The sequence below is a fragment of the Serratia sp. Ae19-1 genome (genome assembly GCF_059801225.1).
The window spans coordinates 812,186-837,877 of the sequence record NZ_JBCHWD010000001.1; the positions used below are offsets into that span (position 1 = coordinate 812,186).

Annotated in this window: 26 protein-coding genes; 18 read left to right on the forward strand and 8 right to left on the reverse strand. The window is 58.3% G+C overall.

Annotated features, from left to right (window positions below):
• Positions 1-5: 5 nt before the first annotated feature.
• From AAIE04_RS03960 to AAIE04_RS03990, 7 genes are all read left to right on the forward strand, one after another.
• Positions 6-2,540, forward strand: a complete 2,535-nt coding sequence (locus tag AAIE04_RS03960; protein ID WP_498576538.1) for an outer membrane usher protein — start codon at positions 6-8, stop codon at positions 2,538-2,540.
• Between the two features lie 81 nt (positions 2,541-2,621).
• The gene (locus tag AAIE04_RS03965) at positions 2,622-3,386 is read left to right on the forward strand and encodes a fimbria/pilus periplasmic chaperone (protein WP_019454603.1); all 765 of its coding nucleotides are present in this window, start codon (positions 2,622-2,624) and stop codon (positions 3,384-3,386) included.
• A 74-nt stretch (positions 3,387-3,460) separates the two neighbouring features.
• On the forward strand, positions 3,461-4,099 hold the full coding sequence (locus tag AAIE04_RS03970; protein ID WP_019454602.1) for a fimbrial protein: 639 nt from the start codon (positions 3,461-3,463) through the stop codon (positions 4,097-4,099).
• A gap of 50 nt (positions 4,100-4,149) precedes the next feature.
• Entirely contained in the window at positions 4,150-4,704 is a 555-nt protein-coding gene (locus tag AAIE04_RS03975; RefSeq protein ID WP_498576539.1) for a fimbrial protein, read from the forward strand.
• A gap of 24 nt (positions 4,705-4,728) precedes the next feature.
• On the forward strand, positions 4,729-5,151 hold the full coding sequence (locus AAIE04_RS03980) for a YuaE family lipoprotein (protein WP_019454600.1): 423 nt from the start codon (positions 4,729-4,731) through the stop codon (positions 5,149-5,151).
• Positions 5,148-6,539: an FKBP-type peptidyl-prolyl cis-trans isomerase N-terminal domain-containing protein gene (locus AAIE04_RS03985; RefSeq protein ID WP_498576540.1), complete on the forward strand. Its 1,392-nt coding sequence runs from the start codon at positions 5,148-5,150 to the stop codon at positions 6,537-6,539. Before AAIE04_RS03980 ends, AAIE04_RS03985 begins: the two co-directional genes overlap by 4 nt.
• On the forward strand, positions 6,536-7,201 hold the full coding sequence (locus AAIE04_RS03990) for a response regulator transcription factor (protein ID WP_019454598.1): 666 nt from the start codon (positions 6,536-6,538) through the stop codon (positions 7,199-7,201). Before AAIE04_RS03985 ends, AAIE04_RS03990 begins: the two co-directional genes overlap by 4 nt.
• A 55-nt stretch (positions 7,202-7,256) precedes the next feature.
• On the opposite strand, the gene AAIE04_RS03995 is transcribed toward AAIE04_RS03990, so the two are convergent.
• The 4 genes from AAIE04_RS03995 to deoC all read right to left on the reverse strand — a co-directional run bounded on the left by AAIE04_RS03995 (position 7,257) and on the right by deoC (position 12,593).
• Entirely contained in the window at positions 7,257-8,624 is a 1,368-nt protein-coding gene (locus tag AAIE04_RS03995; RefSeq protein WP_004938700.1) for an L-serine ammonia-lyase, read from the reverse strand.
• 93 nt (positions 8,625-8,717) lie between these two features.
• The gene (locus tag AAIE04_RS04000) at positions 8,718-10,016 is read right to left on the reverse strand and encodes an HAAAP family serine/threonine permease (RefSeq protein ID WP_004938697.1); all 1,299 of its coding nucleotides are present in this window, start codon (positions 10,014-10,016) and stop codon (positions 8,718-8,720) included.
• A gap of 979 nt (positions 10,017-10,995) precedes the next feature.
• Positions 10,996-11,760: a DNA-binding transcriptional repressor DeoR gene (gene deoR / locus AAIE04_RS04005; protein WP_019454597.1), complete on the reverse strand. Its 765-nt coding sequence runs from the start codon at positions 11,758-11,760 to the stop codon at positions 10,996-10,998.
• Positions 11,761-11,912: 152 nt separating this feature from the next.
• Complete coding sequence (gene deoC, locus AAIE04_RS04010; RefSeq protein WP_019454596.1) at positions 11,913-12,593, reverse strand: deoxyribose-phosphate aldolase; 681 nt, start codon at positions 12,591-12,593, stop codon at positions 11,913-11,915.
• A gap of 216 nt (positions 12,594-12,809) precedes the next feature.
• Between deoC and AAIE04_RS04015 the strand changes: the two genes are divergently transcribed.
• Positions 12,810-13,646: an aldose epimerase family protein gene (locus tag AAIE04_RS04015; RefSeq protein ID WP_498576541.1), complete on the forward strand. Its 837-nt coding sequence runs from the start codon at positions 12,810-12,812 to the stop codon at positions 13,644-13,646.
• A 39-nt stretch (positions 13,647-13,685) separates the two neighbouring features.
• On the opposite strand, the gene ybjG is transcribed toward AAIE04_RS04015, so the two are convergent.
• Together ybjG and AAIE04_RS04025 are read right to left on the reverse strand one after the other, a co-directional pair.
• Positions 13,686-14,291, reverse strand: coding sequence for an undecaprenyl-diphosphate phosphatase (gene ybjG, locus AAIE04_RS04020; protein ID WP_025159691.1), 606 nt, complete (start codon positions 14,289-14,291; stop codon positions 13,686-13,688).
• Positions 14,292-14,296: 5 nt separating this feature from the next.
• Positions 14,297-15,031, reverse strand: coding sequence for a phosphatase PAP2 family protein (locus tag AAIE04_RS04025; protein WP_197667417.1), 735 nt, complete (start codon positions 15,029-15,031; stop codon positions 14,297-14,299).
• 145 nt (positions 15,032-15,176) lie between these two features.
• Here AAIE04_RS04025 and AAIE04_RS04030 point away from each other — a divergent pair, with 145 nt between their 5' ends.
• The 6 genes from AAIE04_RS04030 to AAIE04_RS04055 all read left to right on the forward strand — a co-directional run bounded on the left by AAIE04_RS04030 (position 15,177) and on the right by AAIE04_RS04055 (position 20,580).
• A complete protein-coding gene (locus AAIE04_RS04030) occupies positions 15,177-16,022 on the forward strand; it encodes a 5'-methylthioadenosine/S-adenosylhomocysteine nucleosidase (protein ID WP_498576637.1) in 846 nt (281 codons plus the stop codon).
• Positions 16,023-16,163: 141 nt separating this feature from the next.
• Positions 16,164-16,676 (forward strand): serine protease inhibitor ecotin, encoded by a 513-nt coding sequence (gene eco / locus AAIE04_RS04035; RefSeq protein ID WP_004938683.1) that lies wholly within the window; start codon positions 16,164-16,166, stop codon positions 16,674-16,676.
• Between the two features lie 432 nt (positions 16,677-17,108).
• Positions 17,109-18,590 (forward strand): Tle-like phospholipase domain-containing protein, encoded by a 1,482-nt coding sequence (locus AAIE04_RS04040; protein ID WP_498576542.1) that lies wholly within the window; start codon positions 17,109-17,111, stop codon positions 18,588-18,590.
• Entirely contained in the window at positions 18,587-19,360 is a 774-nt protein-coding gene (locus AAIE04_RS04045; RefSeq protein WP_498576543.1) for an ankyrin repeat domain-containing protein, read from the forward strand. Before AAIE04_RS04040 ends, AAIE04_RS04045 begins: the two co-directional genes overlap by 4 nt.
• Positions 19,361-19,449: 89 nt before the next feature.
• Complete coding sequence (locus tag AAIE04_RS04050; RefSeq protein WP_498576544.1) at positions 19,450-20,193, forward strand: ankyrin repeat domain-containing protein; 744 nt, start codon at positions 19,450-19,452, stop codon at positions 20,191-20,193.
• Between the two features lie 252 nt (positions 20,194-20,445).
• Positions 20,446-20,580, forward strand: a complete 135-nt coding sequence (locus tag AAIE04_RS04055; protein ID WP_255428167.1) for a hypothetical protein — start codon at positions 20,446-20,448, stop codon at positions 20,578-20,580.
• A gap of 88 nt (positions 20,581-20,668) precedes the next feature.
• Here the strand turns inward: AAIE04_RS04055 and AAIE04_RS04060 are convergent, their stop codons facing one another.
• Positions 20,669-22,357: an aspartate:alanine antiporter gene (locus AAIE04_RS04060; protein WP_004938680.1), complete on the reverse strand. Its 1,689-nt coding sequence runs from the start codon at positions 22,355-22,357 to the stop codon at positions 20,669-20,671.
• A gap of 294 nt (positions 22,358-22,651) precedes the next feature.
• Between AAIE04_RS04060 and AAIE04_RS04065 the strand changes: the two genes are divergently transcribed.
• On the forward strand, positions 22,652-23,041 hold the full coding sequence (locus tag AAIE04_RS04065) for an inner membrane protein YbjM (protein ID WP_074054629.1): 390 nt from the start codon (positions 22,652-22,654) through the stop codon (positions 23,039-23,041).
• Positions 23,042-23,080: 39 nt separating this feature from the next.
• On the opposite strand, the gene AAIE04_RS04070 is transcribed toward AAIE04_RS04065, so the two are convergent.
• Entirely contained in the window at positions 23,081-23,344 is a 264-nt protein-coding gene (locus AAIE04_RS04070; RefSeq protein ID WP_004938676.1) for a GrxA family glutaredoxin, read from the reverse strand.
• Positions 23,345-23,575: 231 nt separating this feature from the next.
• Between AAIE04_RS04070 and AAIE04_RS04075 the strand changes: the two genes are divergently transcribed.
• The 3 genes from AAIE04_RS04075 (at position 23,576) to AAIE04_RS04085 (ending at position 25,464) form a co-directional block, all read left to right on the forward strand.
• Complete coding sequence (locus tag AAIE04_RS04075) at positions 23,576-23,890, forward strand: YbjC family protein (RefSeq protein ID WP_074054628.1); 315 nt, start codon at positions 23,576-23,578, stop codon at positions 23,888-23,890.
• Between the two features lie 56 nt (positions 23,891-23,946).
• Positions 23,947-24,849 (forward strand): 30S ribosomal protein S6--L-glutamate ligase, encoded by a 903-nt coding sequence (rimK, locus tag AAIE04_RS04080; protein ID WP_063919107.1) that lies wholly within the window; start codon positions 23,947-23,949, stop codon positions 24,847-24,849.
• 135 nt (positions 24,850-24,984) lie between these two features.
• The gene (locus AAIE04_RS04085) at positions 24,985-25,464 is read left to right on the forward strand and encodes a type III secretion system chaperone family protein (protein ID WP_019454584.1); all 480 of its coding nucleotides are present in this window, start codon (positions 24,985-24,987) and stop codon (positions 25,462-25,464) included.
• The last annotated feature ends 228 nt before the right edge of the window (positions 25,465-25,692 follow it).

Genomic DNA, 25,692 nt, shown 5'->3' on the forward strand with positions numbered 1-25,692 from the left:
TTATTATGCTTTCACCGGCAGGGAAGTTATTTCGTCTTCAGGCCTTGGGGCTTTGCGTTGCCCTTTCTCTGGGAAATCCCATCGCGTTGGTTTATGCCGCCGACGTTATTCAATTCAATACCGACGTATTGGACATCAACGATCGTAAAAATATCGATCTGAGCCAATTCACGCGCAGCGGCTACATCATGCCGGGCGTTTATACCATGGTGGTGCACGTCAATAAGAACGATCTGGCGGAACAGCCGGTGACGTTTATGGCGCCCGAGAACGATCCTAAAGGCAGCGAAGCCTGTCTTTCGCCTGAGCTGGTCAACCAACTGGGGCTGAAAGAAAAGCTGCTGGGCTCGCTGAACTGGACGCACGGCGGCCGCTGTCTCGATGCCTCCAGCTTGTCTGGCATGGAGGCGCGCGGCGATCTTGCCAGCTCCTCGCTGTATCTCAATATTCCTCAGGCCTATCTGGAGTACAGCTCGGAAAACTGGGATCCGCCTTCGCGTTGGGATGACGGTATTCCCGGGCTGCTGTTTGACTATAACGTCAACGCCCAAACGCAAAAACATCAGAAAGGCGGCAGCAGTTACAGCCTGAGCGGCAACGGCACCGGCGGCGCCAACCTGGGCGCCTGGCGTCTGCGCGCCGACTGGCAGGCCAACCTTAACCATCAGACCGGCTCATCTGAGGCGACCGACAAACAGTTCGACTGGAGCCGCTATTACGCCTACCGGGCGATCCCGGCGCTGCGTTCGCGGTTGACGATGGGTGAGGATTACCTGAACTCCGACATTTTCGACAGCTTGCGCTTTACCGGCGTCAGTCTGCGATCCGACGACAGCATGTTGCCGCCCAACCTGCGCGGCTATGCGCCGGAAGTGACGGGCGTGGCGAAGACCAACGCCAAGGTAGTGGTCAGCCAGCAGGGGCGCGTGCTGTATGAAACGCAGGTGGCGGCGGGGCCGTTCCGCATTCAGGACATCAACGATGCGGTTTCCGGCGAGCTGGACGTGCGCGTCGAAGAGCAAGACGGCAGCGTGCAGGAGTTCAAGATGAACACCGCCAACATCCCTTATCTGACGCGGCCGGGTACGGTGCGCTACAAGCTGGCGACGGGCAAGCCCTCGGAGTGGGGCCACCATCTGCGCGGGCCGATGTTCGGCACCGGCGAGTTCTCCTGGGGGATCAGCAACGGCTGGTCGCTGTACGGCGGGGGCATCGCCGGCGGCGATTACAACGCGCTGTCGCTGGGGATTGGGCGCGATCTGATGGCGCTGGGGGCGCTGTCGTTCGACGCCACGCAGTCGCGTGCGCGTTTGCCGCAGGATGGCACGTTGACCGGCGGTTCGTACCGGCTGAGCTATTCGAAGAACTTCGATGAATACGACAGCCAGGTCACCTTCGCCGGTTACCGCTTCTCCCAGGAAGACTTCATGAGCATGGGAGACTACCTGGATGCGCGTTACGAGGGCGGCCGCAGCGGCAAGAGCAAGGAGATGTACACCATCACCTTCAACAAGCAGTTCCGCGAGCTGGGGCTCAGTACCTATCTCAACTACAGCCACCAAACCTACTGGGATCGGGCGCCGAACGATCGTTACAACCTGATGGTATCGCGCTACTTCGACATCGGCGATTTCAAGAACGTCAGCGTGTCGCTGTCGGCCTATCGCAATCGCTACAACGAGCGCAACGACGACGGGATGTATCTGTCGCTGTCGCTGCCCTGGGGCAGCGCGGGCACGCTCAGTTACAACATGACGCTCGATCGCGAAGAGAACGCCCACCGGGTCGGTTACTACAACCGGGTCGATGAACACAACAACTATCAGATCAGCGCGGGCGCCGCACGCAGCGGGGCGACGGCCAGCGGTTATTACAGCCATCAGGGTGACATGGCGCAGATCAACGCCAACGCCAGCTATCAGGCCGGTCGCTACAGCGCCGTCGGCATCGGCGCGCAGGGCGGCCTGACGATGGCGGCGGAAGGGGCGGTGCTGCACCGCGTCAATACGCCGGGCGGCACGCGCCTGCTGCTCGATACCGAAGGCGTCGCCGGCGTACCGGTGCGCGGCTACGGCAGTACGGTGCTGACCAACCGTTACGGCAAGGCGGTGGTGGCGGATGTAAACAGCTACTACCGCAACAAGGCCAGCATCGATCTCAACAGCCTGAGCGACAACGTCGAGGCGACGCGCTCCGTGGTGCAGGCCACGTTGACCGAGGGGGCTATCGGCTACCGCAAGTTCGAGGTAATTGCCGGCGAGAAGGCGATGGCGATCGTCAAACTGGCGGATGGCAGCGAACCGCCGTTCGGCGCCACGGTGCTGAATGCCCGCAAACAGGAGACCGGCATCATCAATGACGGCGGCAGCGTTTACCTGTCCGGCCTCAACCCCGGCGAGCGCATGAGTGTGCACTGGAACGGCGCGGCGCAGTGTGAAATCCAGCTGCCGGCGCCGCTGCCGGCCGAAATGCTGATGAACACGTTGCTGCTGCCTTGCCGTCCTCTCGCCGGCAACAAGCCGGCGGCTGACGCCAACTGACATACACCCGGCGGAGTGCGCTCCGCCGCTAAACCGCCGGGGCGGGCTTGTCCGCCGCCGGCCGACTGGAACCGTGAAGACATGATGAATCTGACTATGACCAGAAAAACCGTTTTCCTTGTGGGCCCGCTCGCCGCCGCGTTGATGGCCTGCGTGGTCAGCCTGCCCGCTCAGGCGGCTATTGCGCTGGATCGCACGCGTGTGATTTTCGACGGCGACCTGAAAACGGTCAGTCTCAACATCAGTAACCAGAACAAACAGTTGCCGTATTTGGCGCAGGGATGGATCGAAGACGATCGCGGCAACAAGATCCAAAGCCCCTTCACCGTGCTGCCTCCGGTGCAACGGGTAGAGCCGGGCAAACCGAGCCAGGTGAAGATCCAATCGTTGCCGGCGGCGCGTCAGCTGCCGCAGGACCGGGAGACGCTGTATTACTTCAACCTGCGGGAAATCCCGCCGCGCAGCAATAAGCCGAACACGCTGCAGATAGCGTTGCAGACCCGCATCAAAATGTTTTATCGCCCGGCGGCGCTCGCCCCGAAGAAGAATGCGGCGCCGTGGCAGGAGCAGCTGACGCTGACCCGGCAGGGTGACAAGTATGTGGTGAATAACCCGACCCCTTATTACGTGACGATCGTTGAGGCGAGCGCCGGCAAGGGCGGCAAAGGGGCGGCCGGCTTTGAACCGTTGATGGTGGCGCCGAAGGCCAGCGCCCCGCTGAACGTGCCTGCCGCGAGCCTCGGCAACGGTCCGTCGCTGGCGTACATCAACGATTACGGCGGGCGGCCGCAGTTGAACTTCCGCTGCGCCGGCAGTGCCTGCCAGGTCGTGCCGGTCGCCAAATGACGAGCCGCGCGCAAGCAGGGAAGACCGAGTCATGAACACAGCGGAGTGAACGAATCATGCAACGAAAGATCCCCATGCTGTTGGGAAAGGCCTATGAACGTCATCAGCGACGCACTATCGGCCTGACGGTGTTGGCCGCGCTGATGGTACCGCTGACGGCGGGCACGATGCTGATGCTGATGCCGCCGGCCCGCGCGGTGGACAACTGGGACGTGGAGGGCGCGAACGGCACGCTCCACGTTTACGGCGCCTTGACGGAAAGCGCCTGCAGTCTGGAAATGACCACCGCTCGTCAGGAAGTGTGGCTGGGGGAGACGGGAACGGCGCACTTCCAGCGCCCGGGCGATCGCGGCACGCCGGTGGCGTTCGAGTTGACGCTGAAAGACTGTCTGCGCGCGCCGGCGAGCAGCCGTGACGCCTGGACCGGGGTGTTGGCCTGGAGCGGCAGCCAGCCTGCGGTATCCGTGGCGTTTGCCGCGCCGACGGATGACGACGCGCCGGGGTTGATCAGGGTTGCCGGCGTCACCGGGTTGGGGTTGCAGCTGGCGGATGCCAGCGGCCTGCCGGTGCGCCTTGGTGCACGTAACAAACCGGTATTGCTGACGCCAGGGCAGAACACCCTGACGTATACGGTGACGCCGGTACGCACCCCGGCGACGCTGAGCGCCGGCGCCTACCGCGCGGCGATCGATTTCCGCCTTTATTACGATTAATACGCCGCTTGCGCCGGACCGGCGCAAGCATAACCAAAGGGAGTGGCGTTATGCGCGCGACAGAGACGAACCGGCGCCGGAGCGCGCTGTTGGGGGCCGGCATGGTCATGGCGGCCAGCATGATGGCTCAGCCGGCGGCCGCGGCGGAAAACATGCGCTTTCACGGTACGCTGGTGGCTGAGCCGTGCGTCATTCAGCCGGGAGATGAGGATATCCAACTGGATTTCGGCACCATCGTCGACAAATACCTGTATCTGAACACCCGCACCCATAGCCAAACCTTCGCGTTGCACCTGACCGAGTGCGATCTCAGCCTGGGCAATACGGTAGCCATCACGTTTACCGGCACCGAGAACATCAAGCTGCCCGGCCTGTTGGCGCTGGATGCCGGCAGCCTGGCCTCGGGGATCGGCATCGGGCTGGAGGACAGCAGCGGCAAGGCGCTGCCGCTCAATCACGCCAGCGATAAATTCCGCCTGAATGCCGGCAACACCACGCTTACGCTGCAGGCCTATGTGCAGGGGGAGCCGGAAGCCATCCAAACGAAGTCCATCGGCCGCGGCACCTTCAGCGCGGTGGCCACTTTTACGTTGGAATACGAATAAGCGTCTACAAGGACAAAAAACGCAATGATGATTAAGCCCCTCAATCGCGCCCTGCGCCTGGGTTTGCTGTGCCTATTGGCGCTGAGCGCCGCCGCCTGTCAAAGCCAAAAGTCGGGCAAGCCCGCCGTGAACGCCAAAAATCAGACTGTGCAAGCGCCGTCGGAAGAGGCTTTGCGCAAGCAGCGTGAGGCCGAGCAGCTGCAGCAGTGCCAGCAGCAACTGGGCGCATTGCGCGCGATCGACGAGAAACAGTATCAGCGCTATAAGCAGGCCTTCGACAGCCTGATGAGCGGCGCTTCGCAGTACGCCAGCCTGCGCGCCCGGGTAAACGGCGACACGCAGGAGACGGTGGATGCGCTGTATCGCTACAAGGTCAGCTATCTGTGCGCCGGGGTGAATCAGGCGGTGTTGAGTGGCTTGGCGGATCGCGGGGAGCAGGTTAAATGAGGCTGCGTCTGCTGGGCTGCGCCGTTTTGCTATTCACCGGCGTCGCGCTGGCGGACGACGGCGTGCCGGCGCTGCTGCAGTTTGCCGAGCAGTATCAACGGCAGAACACCGAACCGGCGAGCGAAGAAAAAGCGGCGCCGGCCGAACGCGAATCGGGGCAAAAAAAGCGTGAACCCGCGAAGCGCCCGTCGGACAACAATAAGCCAGCCTCACCGGCTAAAGCTTTTACGCTGAGCCAGGAATCATTGGTGCGCGATCAACAGCTGGCGCGCCAGCGAATGGAACTGACGATGCTGCGTCAGGAACTCGCTGCGCTGCGGGAGAGGCAAGCGACGCCATCCACCGCGACGCTGCCCGACACGTCATTGCTTCGGCAGTGGATCGCCGGGTTGGGCGCCGCCTGGCGCGGCTCACCCGATGCGCAGCGCGCCGAAGCGCTGCTGCGTCAGGCGACGCAGGAAACCGCCCAAACCCAAGCGGCGGCGGCGCAGGCCGAACGGCGCGCTGCCGAGCTGGAGTCTGCGGCACAGGCATCGGCACAGACGCTTGCACAACGCCAACGCGAGCACCAGGAGGAGCTGCACGCTTTGCGCGCCGCGTTGGAAGCGAGTGAGCAGAAGCGGGCCGGAGAGCAGAAGGTGACCCAGCAGACGCGCGAAGCGCTGTTGGCGCTGCGTAAGCGGCTGCAATGGGAGATAACGCCGGAGCAGTTGAAGGATGAAAGGAAGCGCTTGTCCTATGCGGCGGGCAGTGCGCTGGGGCGGGACATTCAGGGGGTAATGACGGAGCGCCAAGGTTGGGGCGTACCGGTGGATCGCGACAGCCTGTTGGCGGGCGTCATCGATAGCGTGTCGGGGCGTTTACAGCTGCCGCCGAATGAACTGACTGCGTTGACGGCGCAGGCGGACGCCGCCGCGGTGGCCGCGCGCGCGAAACGCGTTAACGAGCAGCAGCGGCGTGATGAAGATTATCTGGCGCAGTTCCGTCAACAAAAGGGCGTAAAGCCATCGGCGATGGGCTTCTGGTATCGGGTGGATTACGCCGGGGAGGGCGCGCTGGCGCCAACGGCGGTGGTCGATGTGGTCGTGAAAGAGACGTTGACCGACGGTACGGTGATCCAGGATATGGAACTGAGCGGCAAGGTGCTGTCGCAACCGCTTTCCGAGTATCCGCCGCTGTTCCGGGAGGCGATAAGTCATCTGCACAACCACGGATCGCTGACGATGGTCGTGCCGCCCGCGCTGGCCTACGGCGAAACCGGCTATCCGCCGAAAGTGCCCCCCAACGCCACCATGGTTTATGAATTGCGTATCGACAACAGTCAGGCGCCGGCAAAGGGCGTCCAGGCGGTTAAACGGGGAGCCGGAACGGCGGGAGGGCAGGGATGAACACGATGATAAAAATCGCGCTATTTGATGAGAATCGTTACTTCAGCGCCGGTTGGCAAGAGGCGCTGGCGCTGCATTTCAGCACTTACGGCAAGCGCATGCTGTTATTGGATGCGCAGCAGGTTCACGAAGCCGATCTGGTGTTCTGCTATTTTCCTCCCGGCGTGCAAAGCTGTTTTTGTCACTTCTCGGAGGCGCAGCCTGCGGGGCGAAAAACGCTGTATTTCTCGTTGCGAACGCCGGAAGGACGGCATAAACGCACTGTCGGCAACCGATGCGCGCTGGAGGCCGGTATCATCTACCACGATATGCCGCTGGTATCGGCGCTGTATCAGGTGAGCGCCGAACTGGAGCGGCACCGCAAATGGCCGAGCAGGCTGAGCTGTGGCACGAACTGCGTATGCCAACACCGGGACCTGACGCTGCGCGAACAGGAGATCATGCGCTGTATGACGCGGGAAATGGGGGTAACGCAAATCGCACGGCTGCTGGACATCAGCGTGAAAACCGTCAGCAACCACAAGATGAGCGTGATGCGCAAGATGGGGTTCCGGCGTAATGCCGAGCTTTACGGTTGGCTGCGGCACAGCGCGCGCCCTGGCGCCGTGGGGGCTCGAGCCGGCACAGCGCCGGGCGTTGCGGCAGGGAAGGGGCGGCATTGAGACGGCGCCGGCCAAATCGGGCCGGCCGGCGCTGTTAAGAGCCTCGCTGTCGCGATCAGTTGCAGGCCACGACCTTGATCGCCAGACCGCCCTGTGACGTTTCACGGTATTTGGCGTTCATGTCTTTACCGGTCTCGTACATGGTTTCGATCACCTTATCCAGGCAAACCCGAGGCTCGCTGGTGCGGCGCATCGCCATGCGCGCGGCGTTGACCGCCTTGACGGCGGAAATGGCGTTGCGTTCAATGCATGGCACCTGAACCTGGCCGGCGAGCGGATCGCAGGTCAGCCCCAAATGGTGTTCCATGGCGATCTCCGCCGCGATGCATACCTGCGCCGGGCTGCCGCCCAGCAGCTCGGTCAATCCCGCCGCCGCCATCGAACAGGCCACGCCGACTTCCCCCTGACAGCCCACTTCGGCGCCGGAGATCGAGGCGTTCATTTTGTACAATGCGCCAATCACGCCGGACGCCAGGAAGTAGCGGGTGTAGGAGTTGGCGTTCACCGGGCGGATGAACTTGTCGTAGTAGGCCAGCACCGCAGGGATGATGCCACACGCGCCGTTGGTCGGGGCGGTGACCACGCGGCCGCCGGCGGCGTTCTCTTCGTTGACCGCCAACGCGAACATGTTGATCCAATCGACTACGTTCATCGGGTCGATATTGTTCTTGTCTCCGGTCACCAGAATGCGGCGCAGCGCGGCGGCGCGGCGCGGCACTTTCATCGGGCCGGGCAGCAGACCTTCGGTATTGATGCCGCGCTCGATACCGGCGCTCATCACCTGCCAGACGTCGGCGAAGTGCGCGTCGATATCCGCCTTGCTGCGCAGCGCCAGCTCGTTCTGCATCACCAGGCCGGACAACGACAGCCCGGTCTCTTTACAATGTTGCTGCAGATCGTGCGCCGATTTGAACGGGTAGGGCACCGGCGTTGCACCTTCGGCAGACTGGCCAAAGTGTTCTTCGTCGACGATGAAACCGCCGCCGATCGAGTAATAGGTTTTGCTGTGCAGCAGGCGCTCACCTGCAAAGGCGCGGATGCGCATGCCGTTTTCATGCAGCGGCAGATTGTCGCTGTGGAAGTTCATGCCGCCGTGCAGCGGGAAATCCACCTCGTGGTGGCCGTTGGCCAACGGCAGGCGGCCGCGTTGTTCGACGTCGCGGATAAAGCCCGGAATGCTGTCGATGTCCACATCGTGCGGCAGGTTGCCAGCCAGGCCCATAATGATGGCGATGTCGGTGTGGTGACCTTTGCCGGTCAACGACAGCGAACCGTACACGTCGACCACCACGCGGGTGGTGTCCTGCAGCTGCTGGTGGGCGATCAGATCGTCGACGAACTGTTTGCCGGCCTTCATCGGGCCGACGGTGTGGGAGCTGGATGGACCGATGCCAATTTTGAAAATATCGAAAACGCTGACCATGGTCTCGCCTCCTTCTTCAGGTTTCAGGCGGTTAATACGGGAAATGGGGGCAGTGCGGGAGGGCCGGCGCGCTGCGGCGCCGGCCGGACGTGATTAGCCGAGCAGGCTGAACACGATTGCAGAGATGGCGATCAGACCCATCACAACCACGAACACGTTGCTGATGTGGCCGCTGTACTTGCGCATGGCAGGCACTTTACGGATGGCGTACATCGGCATCAGGAACAGCAGCATGGCGATGATTGGGCCGCCCAGGGTTTCGATCATGCCCAGGATGCTTGGGTTCAGAGTAGCGACGATCCAGGTGGTCACCAGCATGAAGATGGCGGTCATGCGGTTCAGTTTGGCGGTGCTGACAGTTTTGCCGCGGCTCTTCATCGATTTGGCGACCAGGCCGTTGAAGCCTTCACGGGCGCCCAGGTAGTGGCCCAGGAACGATTTGGTGATGGCGACGAAGGCGATAACCGGCGCGATGTACTCGATCATCGGGTTGTTAAAGTGGTTAGCCAGGTAAGACAGAATCGAGATGTTCTGCGCCTTGGCTTCCGCCAGGTTTTCCGGCGTCAGGCTCAGCACGCAGCTGAACACGAAGAACATCACGGTCAGCACCATCATGATGTGCGCGTAAGCCAGAATGCGTGAGCATTTCTTCTCGGCGTCTGCGCCGTATTCTTCGCGTTTGGCGACGGCGAAGGCGGAGATGATCGGCGAGTGGTTGAAGGAGAACACCATTACCGGGATCGCCAGCCACAGGGTCATGATCAGGCCGTGACCCATGCCGGTACCGCTGCCGGACAGCGACACGTTTTCGAAGATGGCGCCGGTCCAGTTAGGGATAAGATAGACGGCCAGCAGCATCAGCACCGCGACAAACGGGAAGACCAGGATGCTCATGGTTTTCACGATGGCTTGCTCGCCGAAGCGTACGATGGTCATCAGGCCGACGATCAGAATCAGCGACAGGATGGCGCGCGGCGGCGAGGTCATGCCCAACTGGTGGGTGATGAAGCTGTCGACGGTATTGGTGATCGCCACGCTGTAAACCAGCAGAATCGGGTAGATGGCGAAGAAGTACAGCAGGGTAATCAGTTTACCGGCGGTGATGCCGAAGTGCTCTTCCACCACGGCGGTGATGTCTTCACCGGGATTTTTGCCGGACAGCACGAAACGGCACAGGCCGCGGTGGGCAAAGAAGGTCATCGGGAAAGCGATGATGGCCATGATGATAAGAGGAATCAAACCGCCGATGCCGGCGTTGATTGGCAAGAACAGAACGCCTGCGCCGATGGCGGTGCCGTACAGGCCCAACATCCACATGGTATCCGTTTTACGCCAGGTACTGCTGGAGCCCGAGGCCGCAGAGGCAATTGTGCCGGTCTGTGTAGTGTCCATAAATATCTCCGAAGTGAACACGAATTTAAAATTAAAAGGCAAAACTTAAGGTTAAACCGTCAAACGTCCTATTCAGGCAACGCTTGCGGTAAGAATCAGGTGTTGCTTGCGGGGATGTTTTGGCGTCCCCCTGGTTGTTTATTGCGTTCATTACCAAGGCACAGCGCCGGGTAATTCACTAAAGACTTTTCACCGTCACGGGGTGATAAAAGTCGTTACCGCTGCCGACAGGTCTTTGCCTGTCGATTTTTGTTGGCGGCAAGATAACGATTTACAGTAGAAACAACCGTGATCCTGCTCTCAAATGCGCAATATGTGCAGTTATCCGCTTTTCCATCGATTTTTCGCGCATTTGTTGCGCATTTGTGTAAGATTTTGTGCTGAGAACGCTCTCATAAAAATTTCTGCGATTATGCGGTTTGTACAATAATTGGCCGTATAAAGCGCTGTGCTCAGCAGCAAGCCGAGCAATATATTTTATGCGTGGTTTTGGATCTAGCGAAAAACCCGGATTAAGCAGTTTTAGTGATGTAGATCACATTGTGTTTTTAAGTAAAATATTGTCTATATTTTTGTTTTTAAATGTTTTTATTTAAAAAACACCGCTAATAACGAAGGGAAATTACTTACGTGGTTAGCGGATAAAAATGCGTAACCATTCATCATATAAATAACAGATAACTAACAGCTATTGGCGATATTTGCTGCAATCGCTTAAACCGCTGTTTAATTAAACAATCCGGCCTTTGGCGTTATTTATCATATAAAAGCCATAAATAGTCGTTAATTCACCCAGCCGACGGCGGGTTTAGCCTGCCAGAAAATAATCACTCGGGTGACCTGTTGCATTTTATTAACCTGATGTTGCGTGCGGATAAGCGAAAAATGCGAATCGATTGCGCATTATTTGTTCATTTTCGGGCGGGGAAAAGGCGTGTTTCAGCGGTGCGCCGCCGGCATTGGCGGCGCTGAAGGCGTGTTAATAGCGGGCAGCGATGGCGTTATCGTTGAAGAACGCCATGAAGTCGGCGTCCGGTTGGCGATCGGTGATCACCCGATCGAACTGCGTCAATGGGCCGATGCAGGCCGGTTTGGTTTTGCCGAACTTGCTGTGATCCGCCACCAGGATCTTTTGCTGCGCCATCGCCATGGCGCGATGTTTCATCTCCAGTTCGTCGAAGTTAAAGCAGGTGGCGCCGTGCTGCAGGCTGAGGCCAGCAGCGGAGATAAAGGCGATGTTCGGGCAGATGTGATCGAACTCGTTGCGACCGCCGACGCTGGAAAAGATGTAGTTGTTCGGTTTGAACTCGCCGCCGCACAGGATCACCTTGCAGTTCGGTTTGTCCTGCAGCGCCAGGAAGGTGTTCAGCGAATGGCACACGGCGGTGAAAGTCAGTTCGTCGGCAATGGCGTCGATGATCGCCGGGGTGGTGGTGCCGCAGTCGAAAAACACCGTGTCGTTTTCATTGATCAGCGGCGCCGCCAGCAGGCCGATGCGTCGCTTTTCCGTCACCTGTTTGGCTTTTTGATCGGAAACGAAGTAGTTGGTTACGCCGTTGCTGCGCGGATCGGCCACCACGTAACCGCCCAGCAGCACCACTGCGGCCGGCTCGGCGCTCAGATCGCGGCGAATGGTCATCTCCGAGACCCCCAGCAGCACGGCGGCTTCTTTCAGGTGGATCTTGTCAGCGCGTTTTAACGCCTGAACTAGCCGGTTGATACGTTCTTCGCGCCGCGTTTCCATAGATCCGTCTTCCCACAGGTTGTAGAGGTAAAAGGCGTGCCGCCGTTTCCGGCGTTGAACACAACAATGCGGGCCAATATCGGGCCGCGTCAGCCGCCCGTATTGTCCCGCATCGAATGGTATAGGCTGCGCCCGCCAAGGCGCGCCGACGATCAGTAGCTGCCTGCCGCCGCCTGAGCGCCGGAGACGATGGCGACGCCGGAGCTGGTGCCGATACGCGTGGCGCCGGCTTTGATCATCTTCTCGGCGGTAGCGCGATCGCGCACGGCGCCGGAGGCTTTCACGCCCATTTCGCTGCCCACAGTCTCGCGCATCAGTTTGACGTGCTCTTCCCGAGCGCCGCCGGTGCTGAAGCCGGTGGAGGTTTTAACGAAGGCCACATCGAGTTCGCGACACATTTCACAAACCTGGACGATCTGCGCATCGCTGAGCAGGCAAGTCTCCAATATTACCTTCAACGGGATCGCCGCGCAAACCTCGCGCACGGCGGCGATGTCGGCTTTCACTTCGTCCAGCAGGCCGCTCTTCAGCCAGCCGACGTTGATCACCATGTCGATCTCTTGTGCGCCGGCGGCGATCGCCGCTTTGGCTTCAAAGGCTTTGGCGACGGTCAGGCCGGCACCCAGCGGGAAACCGATCACCGAGCAAACTTTCACGGTGCTTTCCTGCAGCAGCTGGGCCGCCAGCGGTACGTAGCCGGAGTTGACGCACACCGCATAGAAGTTGTGCTGCTGTGCTTCTTCGCACAGTTTGGCGATCTGCAGTTCGGTAGCGTCCATTGCCAGCAGAGTGTGGTCAACGTAGCTGGCGTAATCGATGTTTTCGGTGGTCATCGCGATTCCTTAGTGAGGTTAAGACAGTAAGCTGGATGAAATATGTGAAAATAATAACATTCCGATGTCGATAAACCTAGCGATGTTTCAAAAATGTCGACCCGATCGTCGCTATCAGGCTGTTATACGTATAACTTAAAGGCGAGTCATTTGTTATTAAAATAACATTTCAGGTGTGCTCGCGGTCTGAGCGGGCGAAACGTTGAGGGAAAAAAGATGAAGATCAATATCGATCTGGCTCCTGAAGCTTTCGGAACACAGCGGCAGGAACTGTTCCGCAATGCGGACTTCGCGGTGAGCGCGCAACGCTGTACTGCTCGTGGGCCGACGCTGACATTGGCGAATCGCCGTGGCGCGCTGACGGTCTTGCCCTATCAAGCCCTTGCGATCTGGGACGCCGAGTTTGACGGCTACTCGCTGAAGTCGGGCCGGCGCAGCGTGCGGGGCGGTGGAAGAAAACGCGATGATACCGCCGCGTTCTGCCCCGCCTGGCCTCATCAGGACGGTGCGCCGCTCCAGATGCAACGCGTGTGGCTGCAGCTGGCGGGCGACGAGCTGACGCTGCGCGGCGAGGGGGAGCGGCCGGGCGCATGCTGGCGCATTAGCCCGGCGTTGCGTTTAGCGGCGCAGAGTGCGCAGTTCACCATTGAGATGCAGGTCACCAACCTGGCCGATCGGCCGCAGCCGCTGCAGTATGTGTGCCGTCTCAATTACGATTGCATTCCCGATGCGGTGTTCCGCCAGAATCTGCCGACGCCGGCTCTGTTGGGCGATGCGCTCGGGCGGGAGCTGCTGTGCTCCGACGATCTGTCGCGCTACGTGGATCAGGCCGAGTTCTTCATGCTGGCGCCGCAAGGCCGGCGCTATGTGACGCGCTTCGCCACCGGGCAATTCAACTATGGTCTTCGACGCATCGCCGTTCAGGGCAACCGGCAGTTGCTCTCCTTTATCCAGCCGGCGAACTGTCGCCCGAATGCGCCGGAAGGAGAGGCGGGGGTGATGCTGGGAGCGGGAAAAACGCGGGCGTTCTGCGTGACCACCGGCGTGGTGTGAAAGAGACAGGGGCAGTAATACCCCTGTCATGTTGTGCGATTACTCTTTTACCCAGCCGCGGCGAATGGCGAAGGCGAACAGGAAACGATACAGGCGCGACAGCTTGTCGGCGATGACATCGCCGAACAGATTCCACACCAGTTGGGCAAACAAGCAGCCGACCATGCCGAGCAGGAAACCGCCGACCATATCCAGCGGCCAGTGCACGCCGAGGTAAACGCGCGACCAGGCGATGCCGGCGGCGACGATCATCAGCAGCACGCCGGACCAGACGCGGTGCCAGAACAGGAACGCCAGCGCAAAGGTAAAGATGGCGGTGCCGTGATCGCTCGGGAACGAGCTGTCCGGTGCGTGCGGCAGGAAGGTATAGCCGACGCCGGCGACGAACGGACGCTCATGCGGCAGCAGCGCACCGATGGTGGCGGCGGCGAGCATGGCGAACAGCAGCGCGATAGTGGTTTTCGCCACCACCTGGCGTTGCGATACCAGCTGGCTTTGCGGCCCCCACAGCCACAGGCCGACGATCAGCAGCGGCACGATGATGATCAGGTCGCGCGCCAAAAAGGTGGCGAAATCGATCATCCATTCAGGAGACGCCGGGGTCGCATTGATCCAGGCGAAAAGAAAATGGTTCAACTGTTCCATAACCGTTACCTCGTCTTGCGGCGCCAATAGCCGCTAACCGTCCAATAAATAGCCAACTGGCTTAACCAAACCCACCAACCTGCCCACAGGTTATGGGTAAGAAAATGTGCGCCGCGCATGATCTGGCCAAAGCCCATCAACATGCCGAGCGCAATGCCGCCGCACCAGCACCACCATGCCAGGCGCGGACGTTGCGGATAAAACAGGAAAAACAACGCCATGATCGCGAAACCGCTCGAGGCGTGCCCACCGGGGAAACAGCGGCCGGGGCCTGGCAGCGCTGGCTGCGCGCCAAACAGCGGGAAGGACATCGCCTTACCGCCGTATTCGATCAGATCCCACGGGCAGGAGTGCGCGCTGGTGGCCTTGAGAATACCCACCACCAGAGGACCGATGCCGATAAGCAGCATGGTCACGATCAGGCGCGCGCTGCGGCGATAGATACCCCAAAACAGCGTCAGCACCGCCCCAACAATCACAATCTGCTTCAACAGACGGTGGTTGATCAGATCCAGCCAATAATTGTTTTGCCACGGGAAATGCCCGCTGGCGGCATCGAACCAATAGTTGCTGATCGCCCAGTCCAGCTGTTCGTTGCGGGAGAGCCACAGGAACACCAGGCCGCTGAGCAGCAGGCCAAAAGCCTGCCAACGGTAAAAGGATGTCGGCAGGGAGTAAAGGGCGGTTGTCTTAATTTGCGGTGCCGTTGAGGATTGATTTAATGACGATTCTGGATTCACGCGCAGGCTCGGTGACAGGATTGAATGACGCCACTGTAATAATTCTGTCTTAAGAAAACCTTAGTCCGCCGGTAAGAAAACCCTATCCGACGCTACCGCCTTCGGCTAAGGTAATCGTTTGCTTTTTCGGGATGAGAGTGTGGTGATGAAGAATAAAGCGCGTGTCTTACTGTTGGCGGCTGCCGGTGCGGCCTTTTCTCCGCTGAGCTTTGGCCAACCTGCGGCCACCGGGCCAATCGTGGTGCAGGGCGCAATGCCAGTGGAAGCGGAACGTTTCGCCCAGCGGCTGGAGAACCCGCGTGAGGAGCAGATCGGCGGCTGGCGCTTTTGGCACGGCACCGTAGACGGCTACCCGGTGGTGGTGTCGGAGACCCTGAAGGGCATGTCCAATGCGGCGGCGGCCACGGCGATTGCCGCCACGCAGTTCCATCCGGTGGCGATCATCAACCAGGGCACTGCCGGCGGTCACGATCCGGCCCTTAAGGTGTATGACATCGTGCTGGGCAAATATTCGGTCAATCTTGGGGCGTTCAAAACGCCGGTCAAGGCGTTGGGGGAAGGCAGCGACTCGCGGAAGTGGCAGCCGATGGATCTGTTGGCTTCCAAGGGCAGCGCCGGTGAGGACCAAAAGGCGCACAGCCTGCGTCAGTTTCCCGCCGACCCCAAACTGCTGGCGATTGCGCAAAGCGTTAAGAGCGATTACCGACAGGGCAAAGTAGTGGAAGGGGTGATCGGTTCGGCCGACGTGTGGAACAGCGAGCTGGATCGCATTCGCTATTTCCACGACAGCTACCGGACGTCGGTCGAAGAGATGGAGACCGCCTCCGCTGCGCAGATTGCCGCCGAGTTCAAGGTGCCGTTCGTCGGCATTCGCGTGTTGTCCAACAACATCACCAATCAGGGCAAATACGATCCGCAAACCGGGCTGGCGTGCCAGGATTACGTCTATCAGGTGGTGAAGGCCTATATCGCCCAACTGAAGACACACTGAACCATTGCTCCAGATAATCGACGATACCAGGCGATTGTCACTATTTATCGCCTATTGTAAAGAAGATTAAACCTGTGGCGAGCTTGGCGGTAGTGTATTAGTTTATAGGCGGATTATTTGACAAAAAGTGTAGGGATAAACATGAACAAGGCATCCGTTGTATTTTCCGGCCTGCTGATGGCCGTTTCCGCCAGCGCCATGGCGGCTACCTCTGGCGATGACGCGGATATCAGCAAACAGCCGCTGGAAAAGGTCGCGCCTTACCCGAAAGCCGAGAAAGGCATGAACCGCCAGGTGATCTACCTGCCGAAGCAAGAGCACGAAGAGAACTATAAGGTCGAGCTGCTGATCGGCAAGACGCTGGAAGTGGACTGCAACCGCCATATGATTGGCGGCACCCTGGAGACCAAAACATTGTCTGGCTGGGGCTACGACTACCTGGTGCTGGAGAAGCTTTCCGAGCCGGCCTCGACCATGATGGCCTGCCCGGATAACACCAAGACCAAGAAATTCATCGCCGCTAACCTGGGCGACGCCGCGATGCAGCGCTACAACAGCCGCCTGCCGATCGTGGTGTATGCGCCGAAAGACGCGGAAGTGAAATACCGCATCTGGAAAGCGGAAGACACCGTAAGCCAGGCCGAGCAGAAATAACCGCCGCCTGACGCCGCTGACGCCGCTGACGCCGCTCCGCTAACCATCCCCGGTTGGCGGAGCCTTTCTCCTTCCTGTCTCCTTATCATTCCCGCATCGTTGACACTCGACTGATTGCTTTCGGACGTGGCTTTTAGCCGCGACCTGACAACGAAATACGCAAGTGAATACCTCTTCACAAGGGCGCTGGAAGCACGCTGCTGCACGGATGGGAGAAGATGCGTGCGTATAGAAATAGAGCAAAGAAATCTTTACTGAATTGTGATAATTTTGCCCATACCCTATTCAGGAGTGACACAGAAGATAAGGATATCCAATGCGTTATCGTTCGCTAACGCTCGACGAGCACCGTAACAACTGCACACCTGCCGAGTTGCGCAATGAGGGGGCGCCGGTGCCGGCTACGGAACCCTGCGAGTGGGCAGGCACCGTATGAAACTGATTCATTTCTCCTCTGAACACACGGCGCCGGAAAGCTTTTGCCGGATACTCAACCCAACAGCAGCGCGGCATGAGCTGGAACGGCATTATCTGTTCGGCGGCGCGGCCGGCATATCGATAAGCAGCCGGTATCCGATTACCCGCAATACTCAATCCGGTATTGGCGTCACCGGTTATCGTGAGGATGCGGCGGTGAAGCGCAGCGCTCTCGATGATATCAACCGGGGCGGCTTGCTGGCGATTGATGAGGGTATGGGTGCCTGGACGCCGACGAAATATGCCTTTTACGTCGATGCGGAAGGCCGATTACAGCGCTATCCAGGTAGCTCTCTTCCCGCCTTTTATCCTACCGGGCGCGTGATAGCCCGCTATGAAGAAATGGTCAGCCGCTATGGCCACCGGGCAAAACCGACGCTACTGCCGGCGAGGCAGAATACGACCCGCAATCCCCCGCTGCAACAAGCGATCGCGACCGCAGTGGCAACCGTCGCCGCCACGGTGCAGGCTATCCGTCCGATGACCAAGGCAGAACGCTGGCAAGAACGCCAGTATCTGATAGGGCGAGGCAACCGCAGCATTTATCCGGATGCGCGCATGGCGGCACAGCGCCTGGCGGAGAACAACGTTGCCGTCGAAAAGGCGAAACTGGCTGAGAATGTTTACAAGACCACTAACCCGCTCAAGGACACGATCGATATCCCCGAAGGCTGGAAGGATATCAGTAACAATGATGGGGCGCTGGGTAAACTCGGTTTAAGCAAAGATATGCTCTATGACGATGAGGATACACCGGGCTTTCTGGCTCGGGTTTATCAGCCAGATGAGAGGGTCTTTGGTAAAGCGATGAATCCGACGGTAGTGTTCCGCGGATCGCGTGCGCCCGAATTTCCGGAGGGAATAAGCAAGGCTGCCCAGAAAGCGTTATTGAACGGCGATTTGTCAGGGATTAAAAACCTGAGTGACTGGTCAAATAACGGCGCTCAGGGGTTGGGGTTTAATTCGGAATACTACAAACAAGCCGTTATAATTGGCGATAAAATTTCGAAAGTATCAAATATTGACGTTGCAGGTCATTCATTAGGCGGTGGCATGGCTTCCGCGACTTCCATGGCCAGCGGCAAACCGGCTTGGACGTTTAATGCAGCAGGCCTGAATGCGGGAACCGTCGAAAAATACGGCGGTTCGATAATAGGCAGCGCCGATAATATTCAGGCGTATCGCGTAAAAGGGGAGCTGTTGACCAAGCTGCAGGAGGTTGATTTGTGGGAGGATGCCAAAGACCTCAAATTTTATCCGCCTGCGGTGATGGCGAAAGAACGGCTGTCCATGTTGGCACCTGACGCTGTGGGAATAAAGCACACGCTTCCCGGTGGAACAGGCTCACTGCTTGACAAGCACGGTATAGACCAGGCGATACAATGCATTGAAAATGAAAAAGACGATGACATTGCCACAATCAAGGGAAGAATATGAAAAAAATCATACTCATTATCACGATGGTAGTGTCTACGCTCATCATGCAGGGGTGCAAACAAGGTATGGATTTACAACCACAGGATTATTTTGAAGGGACGCAGCTGGACATCGCCAACATCATCTACGAGGGTGACAGACAAAAGCTGGATAAGGTTTTACCGACGGTAAGTAAAGAAACGTTAAACCGGCCGGGCAAGGCGGAGATGACGTTGCTATTCTGGGCGATAAATAACGCTATCTTTGACAAGAACACGCCAGAGCGACTCAAGATCATTACGGATCTGGTCAAGGCGGGGGCAGACCCATTGCAGCCAAGGCCGGAAGGGAGAAGCAGTCCCGCTGAGTATGTTATGAAAGCAGATAAGGGAATCTGGATAAAATCTATGTTAGATGGAGGGCTATCTCCTAATGCAAAAGATAAAATTAACAATAAACCCATTATATTTAAAAGTATTCTCGCGAAGAATACAGAGACATTAAAGGTCATGTTGGAGCATGGCGCTGATATAAATATAAGAAATTCACTGGGTGATACGTTACTCATCGATGCTTTAGATTATCACTCCTATGACCACGTCATTCTTCTATTAGAAAAAGGCGCCGATAGCGATATAAGAGGCAACTCGGGTTGGACGATGGGCAATCAACTGCAACGGATGATTAATAGAAGTCAGGACGGCAGCGAGGCGAAAGCGTCTCTTGAGCGCATCAAAGACGAGCTAATTAAGCGTGGTGGGAAATGGCCGCCTGCTCCTGTCAGTCAATAAGTCGTTCTCAGTATCCCAAGGGTGTAGAGGGATACTGATACGGTAATAAAGCTAAGTTGGTCCGTGGTTATGTTAAAAATGGAGATGGCATGAGGCACAGCGCTCTTATCATTATCATGTTGCTGTCGATGCTCATGATGCAGGGATGCGAACAAGGTAGGGATCTACAGCCACAAGATTATTTTGAAGGGACACAGTTGGCTATCGCAAAAGTTATCTACGAAGGCGAGAGACAGAAGCTGAATGCGATGTTACCGACGGTAAGCAAAGAGACGTTAAACCGGCCGGGCAAGGCGGAGATGACGTTGCTATTCTGGGCGATAAATAACGCTATCTTTGACAAGAACACGCCAGAGCGGCTCAAGATCATTACGGATCTGGTCAAGGCGGGAGCAGACCCACTGCAGCCAAGAGCTGAGGGGGGGAGTAGCCCAGCTGAATTTGTTATGAAGGCGAATAAAGGCGTATGGATACAAGCTATGTTAGAGGGCGGACTTTCTCCAAATGCTAGGGATAAGGTTCATAATCAGCCCATTATATTTGAAAGTTTTGATGCGGCGAACACCGAAACATTAAAGATGTTAATTGCATACCAAGTTCATGTTGACATCAAAGGCGCGATGAACAGAACGCCATTAATTAATGCGTTGTATAACAGTTGCCCAGATCACATTGAGGTTCTTTTGGCTCATGGGGCTAATCCGTTAGCCGAAGATGACTTTAATGACAGCTTCCTCTCTCTGATTTCTGCGGAGGTAGATAAAGGGGATAAGAGCAATGCGTATATAAAAAAGCTAATTAAAATTAAAGAAAAAGTAAAACAGGTGAATTAGTTCGCCTCGGCTCTCATGGGGGACAATGCTGGTCTTCTTCCGGTGCAGTACCATGACGTGATGACATACAGGAAGATGACGGGATGAGCCACCAAAGAGCACCAGCCGACAGCGACGAGAGCGCTGTTGTTAAGTACCGTTTGTGACGCCATCTCTTTGAACAGTGGCGAACCCACAAGCAGCGTTTCTATGTTGAAACCTGCACATTGATGGGGATGCTGGCGTAAGCGACACCCAGAGGCAGGATGCTTTATGCCTGACGACGAGGCAGCGACAGCAGGTATGTGGGCTGTTTCAGGCAACAAAAAACCCGATAATCTTGAACCTAAAAGGCGGGATTATCGGGCTCCACAAAATGGGGACATCAAAGAAAAGCAGTGGCACTAATTCAGACTGCGGCCCCAAACGAAAGTTCTGGCCGGCGACAAAAAAATCAAAATATTTTTATCGCCGATCCATCTCTCCTGCTAATCGATCAGCCGAGTATGCCCGGCCATAGCACCACGATGAGTGAACCCGCCAGCGTTAACAGCACGTTAGCGATGGCGTAGGTGCCGGCGTAGCCCAACGCCGGGATGTTGCTGCGCGCGGTATCGCTGATAATTTCCATCGCCGGCGCGCAGGTGCGGGCGCCCATGATGGCGCCAAACAGCAGGGCGCGGTTCATGCGCAGCACGTAGGCGCCGAACAGGAAGCAGATAATCACCGGCACCAGGCTGACGATCAGCCCGGCGATCAGCATCTGGCCGCCGACCGCGCCCAGGCTGTGGCCGATGCCGGCACCGGCGCTCAGGCCCACGCCCGCCATAAACACCATCAGGCCAAACTCTTTCACCATGTTCAGCGCGCCCTGCGGAATGTAGCCGAAGGTCGGGTGGTTGGCGCGCAGGAAGCCGAGCATGATGCCGGACATCAGCAGGCCGGCGGCGTTGCCGATGCCGAACGAGAAGTTGCTGAACTGAATGGTGATCTGGCCGATCAGCAGGCCGATGATGAAGAAGGCGCAGAACGCCAGCAGGTCGGTCACCTGGCTGTGGATCGAGATAAAGCCAATCTTCTCCGCCACGCTCTTCACCCGGCGCGCGTCGCCGCTCACCTGCAGTACGTCGCCTTTGTTGAGCACGATGCTGTCATCGATCGGCATTTCGATCTGGCTGCGGATCACGCGGTTGAGGAAGCAGCCGTGGTCGGTCAGCTTCAGCTGGCTCAGGCGCTTGTTCACCGCGTTGCTGTTCTTCACCACGATCTCTTCGGTGACGATGCGCATGTCGAGCAGATCGCGATCGAACACTTCCTTGCCGTTGCGGAAGCTCGGGTCCAGCCGCGCGTGGGCGTCCGGGTAGCCGACCAGCGAAATCTCATCGCCCACCTGCAGCACCGCGTCGCCGTCCGGGTTGGCCAGAATGCCGTTGCGGCGGATGCGTTCGATGTAGCAGCCGGTCTGGCGATAGATGCCCAGCTCGCGCAGGTTCTTGCCGTCGGCCCAGGCCACCAGCTCGGGGCCGACGCGGTAGGCGCGGATCACCGGCAGGTAGACCTTGCGTTGGCTGTCGGTGTCCAGGCCGCGCTCGCGGGCGATCTGTTGGGCGGAGGTGGACAGATCCTGGTGCTGCAGCTTCGGCAGGTAACGCGCGCCGAAGATCAGGCTGACCAGACCGATCAGGTAGGTGAGGGCATAGCCGAGGCTCAGATGATCCTGCGCCGCCAGCAGCGCCGGGCCGTTGACGATGGTGTTGCGCAGCGTATCGCCGGCGCCCACCAGCACTGGGGTCGAGGTCATCGATCCGGCCAACATGCCGGCGGTCAGGCCGATGTCCCAGTGGAACAGCTTGCCGAGACCGATGGCGATCACCATCGCCGAGCCGACCATCACCAGCGCCAGCATCAGGTAATTTTTACCGTCGCGGAAGAAAATCGAGAAAAAGTTGGGCCCGGCTTCCACGCCGACGCAGAAAATAAACAGCATGAAGCCGAGATTCAGCGCCTCGGTGTTAATGGCGAAGTGTTGCTGGCCGAGCAGCAGCGAAACCACCAAAACGCCAATGGAATTACCGAGTTGGACGGAGCCCAGACGGAGTTTACCGAGGCACAGCCCCAGTGCGAGTACCACGAACAGTAACAGAATGTAGTTACCGTTTAACAAACTAGCGACGTTTATGTTCACGGAGGATAACTTATTGTTTACCAGTAAGTGCTTGATATAGATAACTATAAGAGATAAATTCAGCCTTAAAACGACGTCATAAATCACCACCAGCGTAAGGCGAAGCGAACCATCGTTCGGCGGCGTTCATTCTAGACGCTATGACCGATGACAGCCAGCACAGAAAGCTGATTTCCTGCGCCGCCGTGCGCATTTAACTCTCTTTTGACCAAGGAAAAAATTCGGTTCAGCGTCACCGCACGGGTGACCGGACTGATTTCTATTGATGCAGTAATTGGGCGGGGGAGAATTCGCATGACGAGTTATAGATATTGGCTGGGCATTCTCAGCTGTTTTCTGTTGTTCAGCCTGGTGTTTCTCGGCCAGCAAACCGGCCTGTTCGGCAGCACGGATCATGAGCACCACGGCGAAACCGGCCTGCTGCTGTTCGTTGTCCCCGGTGCGATCGCCAGCTATCTGTCGAGCCGCAAGCGGCTGCTTTGCCCGCTGCTGGGCGCGCTGTATGCATTGCCACTGTGCCTGGTGATCCGCCACTTCTGGCTGACGCCGTCCTCTTCGTTCTGGCAGGAGCTGGCTTACGCCACCAGCGCGGTGTTCTGGTGCGTGTTTGGCGCGATGCTGATGCTGTTCGCCCTCGGTCTGTTGCAGGCGCTGCAACAGCTGCACCGGCGGCAGCGGCAATAAAAAAAGGCGCGTTAAGCGCCTTTTTCGTCGTTCAAGAACTTACTGGAACAGGTTCAGGTGTTCTTTCGCGTAAGCTTCGAAATCAGTGCAACCGCCGATGTGCTTCTCATCCAGGAAGATCTGCGGCACGGTTTCAACCGGTTTGCCGACGGTTTTTTCCAGATCGGCCTTAGTGATGCCTTCCGCGTGGATGTCAACGTAACGGAAGTTGAAATCGTCGCGTTCTTCAGTCAGTTTTTCCGCCAGCTCTTTAGCGCGGACACAATAAGGACAGCCAGGACGCCCGAAGATTACTGCAAACATGCAACGCTCCTTAGATTGGATTTTCAATAAATTATTCGCGATCGCAACGACATCCCGTCACCGAAAAAGTCATTACCCGCATCAGATGGCGCCTACTATGCCCGTTGAAGCCATGAAAAAAAAGCAGGAATTACCTGTTAATCTGATTCATGTAACCAATTAGTCCACCGGGGCTGTCGCCGTTGACGGGAATTCACTACACTGGGGGCAGACCTTCTGGAGAAGAAAAATATGCGTTCATTCGGAGACTTACCGCGTCCGGTGCTGGTGTTGGAAGGGCTGGGCATCGTGATGTTGGTGCTGGCCTACCTCAGCATTCATGGCCACCTGCAGTTGCCGGGCTGGCTGGCGTCGCAGCAGGCGGCGGTCGGCATGATTTTCCTCGGCGTGGCGCTGATGGTGCCGGCGGCGGCGTTTCTGGTATGGCGCGTGGTGCAGGGCTTCGGGCCACTGATGCGCGGCGGCCTGCCGCCGGAAAACGATCGCCGCAGGCCGCATGATACGGACGCATCGAAAAAACATCAGGACAGCGATCCGCGCGCCTGAACGCCGCGGCCGCTAACCCGCCTGCGGGGCAGGCGTTGGCCTTTTTGGAGTGACGAGTGAAAATTGCCATTCTTTCTCGCGACGGAACGCTGTACTCATGCAAGCGGCTGCGTGAAGCGGCGGAAGATCGCGGGCACAGCATCGATATCATCGATCCGCTCTCCTGTTATATGAACATCAATCCGGCGGCGCCGACCATCCACTACCGCGGCCGCCAGCTGGAACGCTATGACGCGGTGATCCCGCGCATCGGCTCCGCCATCACCTTTTACGGCACCGCAGTGCTGCGCCAGTTCGAGCTGCTCGGCAGCTATCCGTTAAACGAATCCGTAGCCATTACCCGCGCCCGCGACAAATTGCGCTCGCTGCAGTTGCTGGCGCGGCAGGGCATCGATCTGCCGATCACCGGCTTCGCCCATTCACCGGACGATACCGGCGATCTCATTGAGCTGGTCGGCGGCGCGCCGCTGGTGGTCAAGCTGGTGGAAGGCACGCAGGGCATCGGGGTGGTGCTGGCGGAAACCCGGCAGGCGGCGGAAAGCGTGATCGACGCCTTTCGCGGGCTGAATGCCCACATTCTGGTGCAGGAGTACGTGCGCGAGGCGCAGGGGCGCGACGTGCGCTGCCTGGTGGTGGGCGGCCGGGTGGTGGCCGCCATCGAGCGCCAGGCCAAGCCGGGCGAATTTCGTTCCAACCTGCACCGCGGCGGCACCGCGCGCAAAGTGACCATCACCGCCAGGGAGCGGGCGATCGCGGTCAAAGCGGCGAGCACGCTGGGGCTGGACGTCGCCGGGGTGGATATCCTGCGCGCCGAGCGCGGCCCGCTGGTGATGGAGGTCAATGCTTCACCGGGGCTGGAAGGGGTAGAAACCACCACCGGGCTGGACATCGCCGGCATGATGATCGACTACATCGAGCAGCGCGGTCGGCCGGGATTCCGCCTGAAATCGGGCGGTTGACGGGGTGGGCGGCGCGCTTTTCCCGCCGTGCAATATCTGAAATAGTGAATTAAGCCGCATTGATCGTGGCGTATCGGGTGAATATTCCGTAAGCTATGCGCCTTTTCACGTTTTGAATATTGTGAGGCTGGCTATATGGATTCACTCATTGTCCCCGATTTGGCGCTGTTGCGGCGCTGGCTGGATCAGTCGGGCATTTCTTTCTTTGAGTGCGATTCCTGCCAGGCGCTGCACCTGCCGCACATGCAGAACTTCGACGGCGTGTTCGACGCCAAGATTGATCTGGTGGACAACGTCATTCTGTTCTCCGCGTTGGCCGAGGTGAAGCCGACTGCGCTGATCCCGCTGGTGGCGGATCTGAGCCAGATCAACGCCAGTTCGCTCACTATCAAGGCGTTTGTCGACATTCAGGACGACAACCTGCCGAAGCTGATCGTCTGCCAGTCGCTGAGCGTGGCGGTCGGCGTCACCTACGAGCAGTTCACCCACTTCATGCAACAGGGCGAAGAGCAGGTATCGATGGTGATCCTCGAAGCACGGGCGAACGATCTGCTGTTTATGGGGGACGAAGAAGAGATCCCCGCTGGCGCCGTGCGCCAGCCGATGCTGCACTGATCCTCGCCGTACATTAAGCATGCCGCTGTTTCCGGCGGCATGCAGCCGTTATTTCCCTCCGCAATAAGATATTCTGCACTTTGGCCTTTGCCGCCCGATCTTTCTCGCCGTTTACGCCGCTAATGGCGTATCACATAGAGAAAAACTGCATAAAAAATCGATAAAAGGCGTTTTTTCCTCCAGGGGCTGGCGGGTTCAGGCCGCAGCGGCTATGCTGCTGATTCTGCT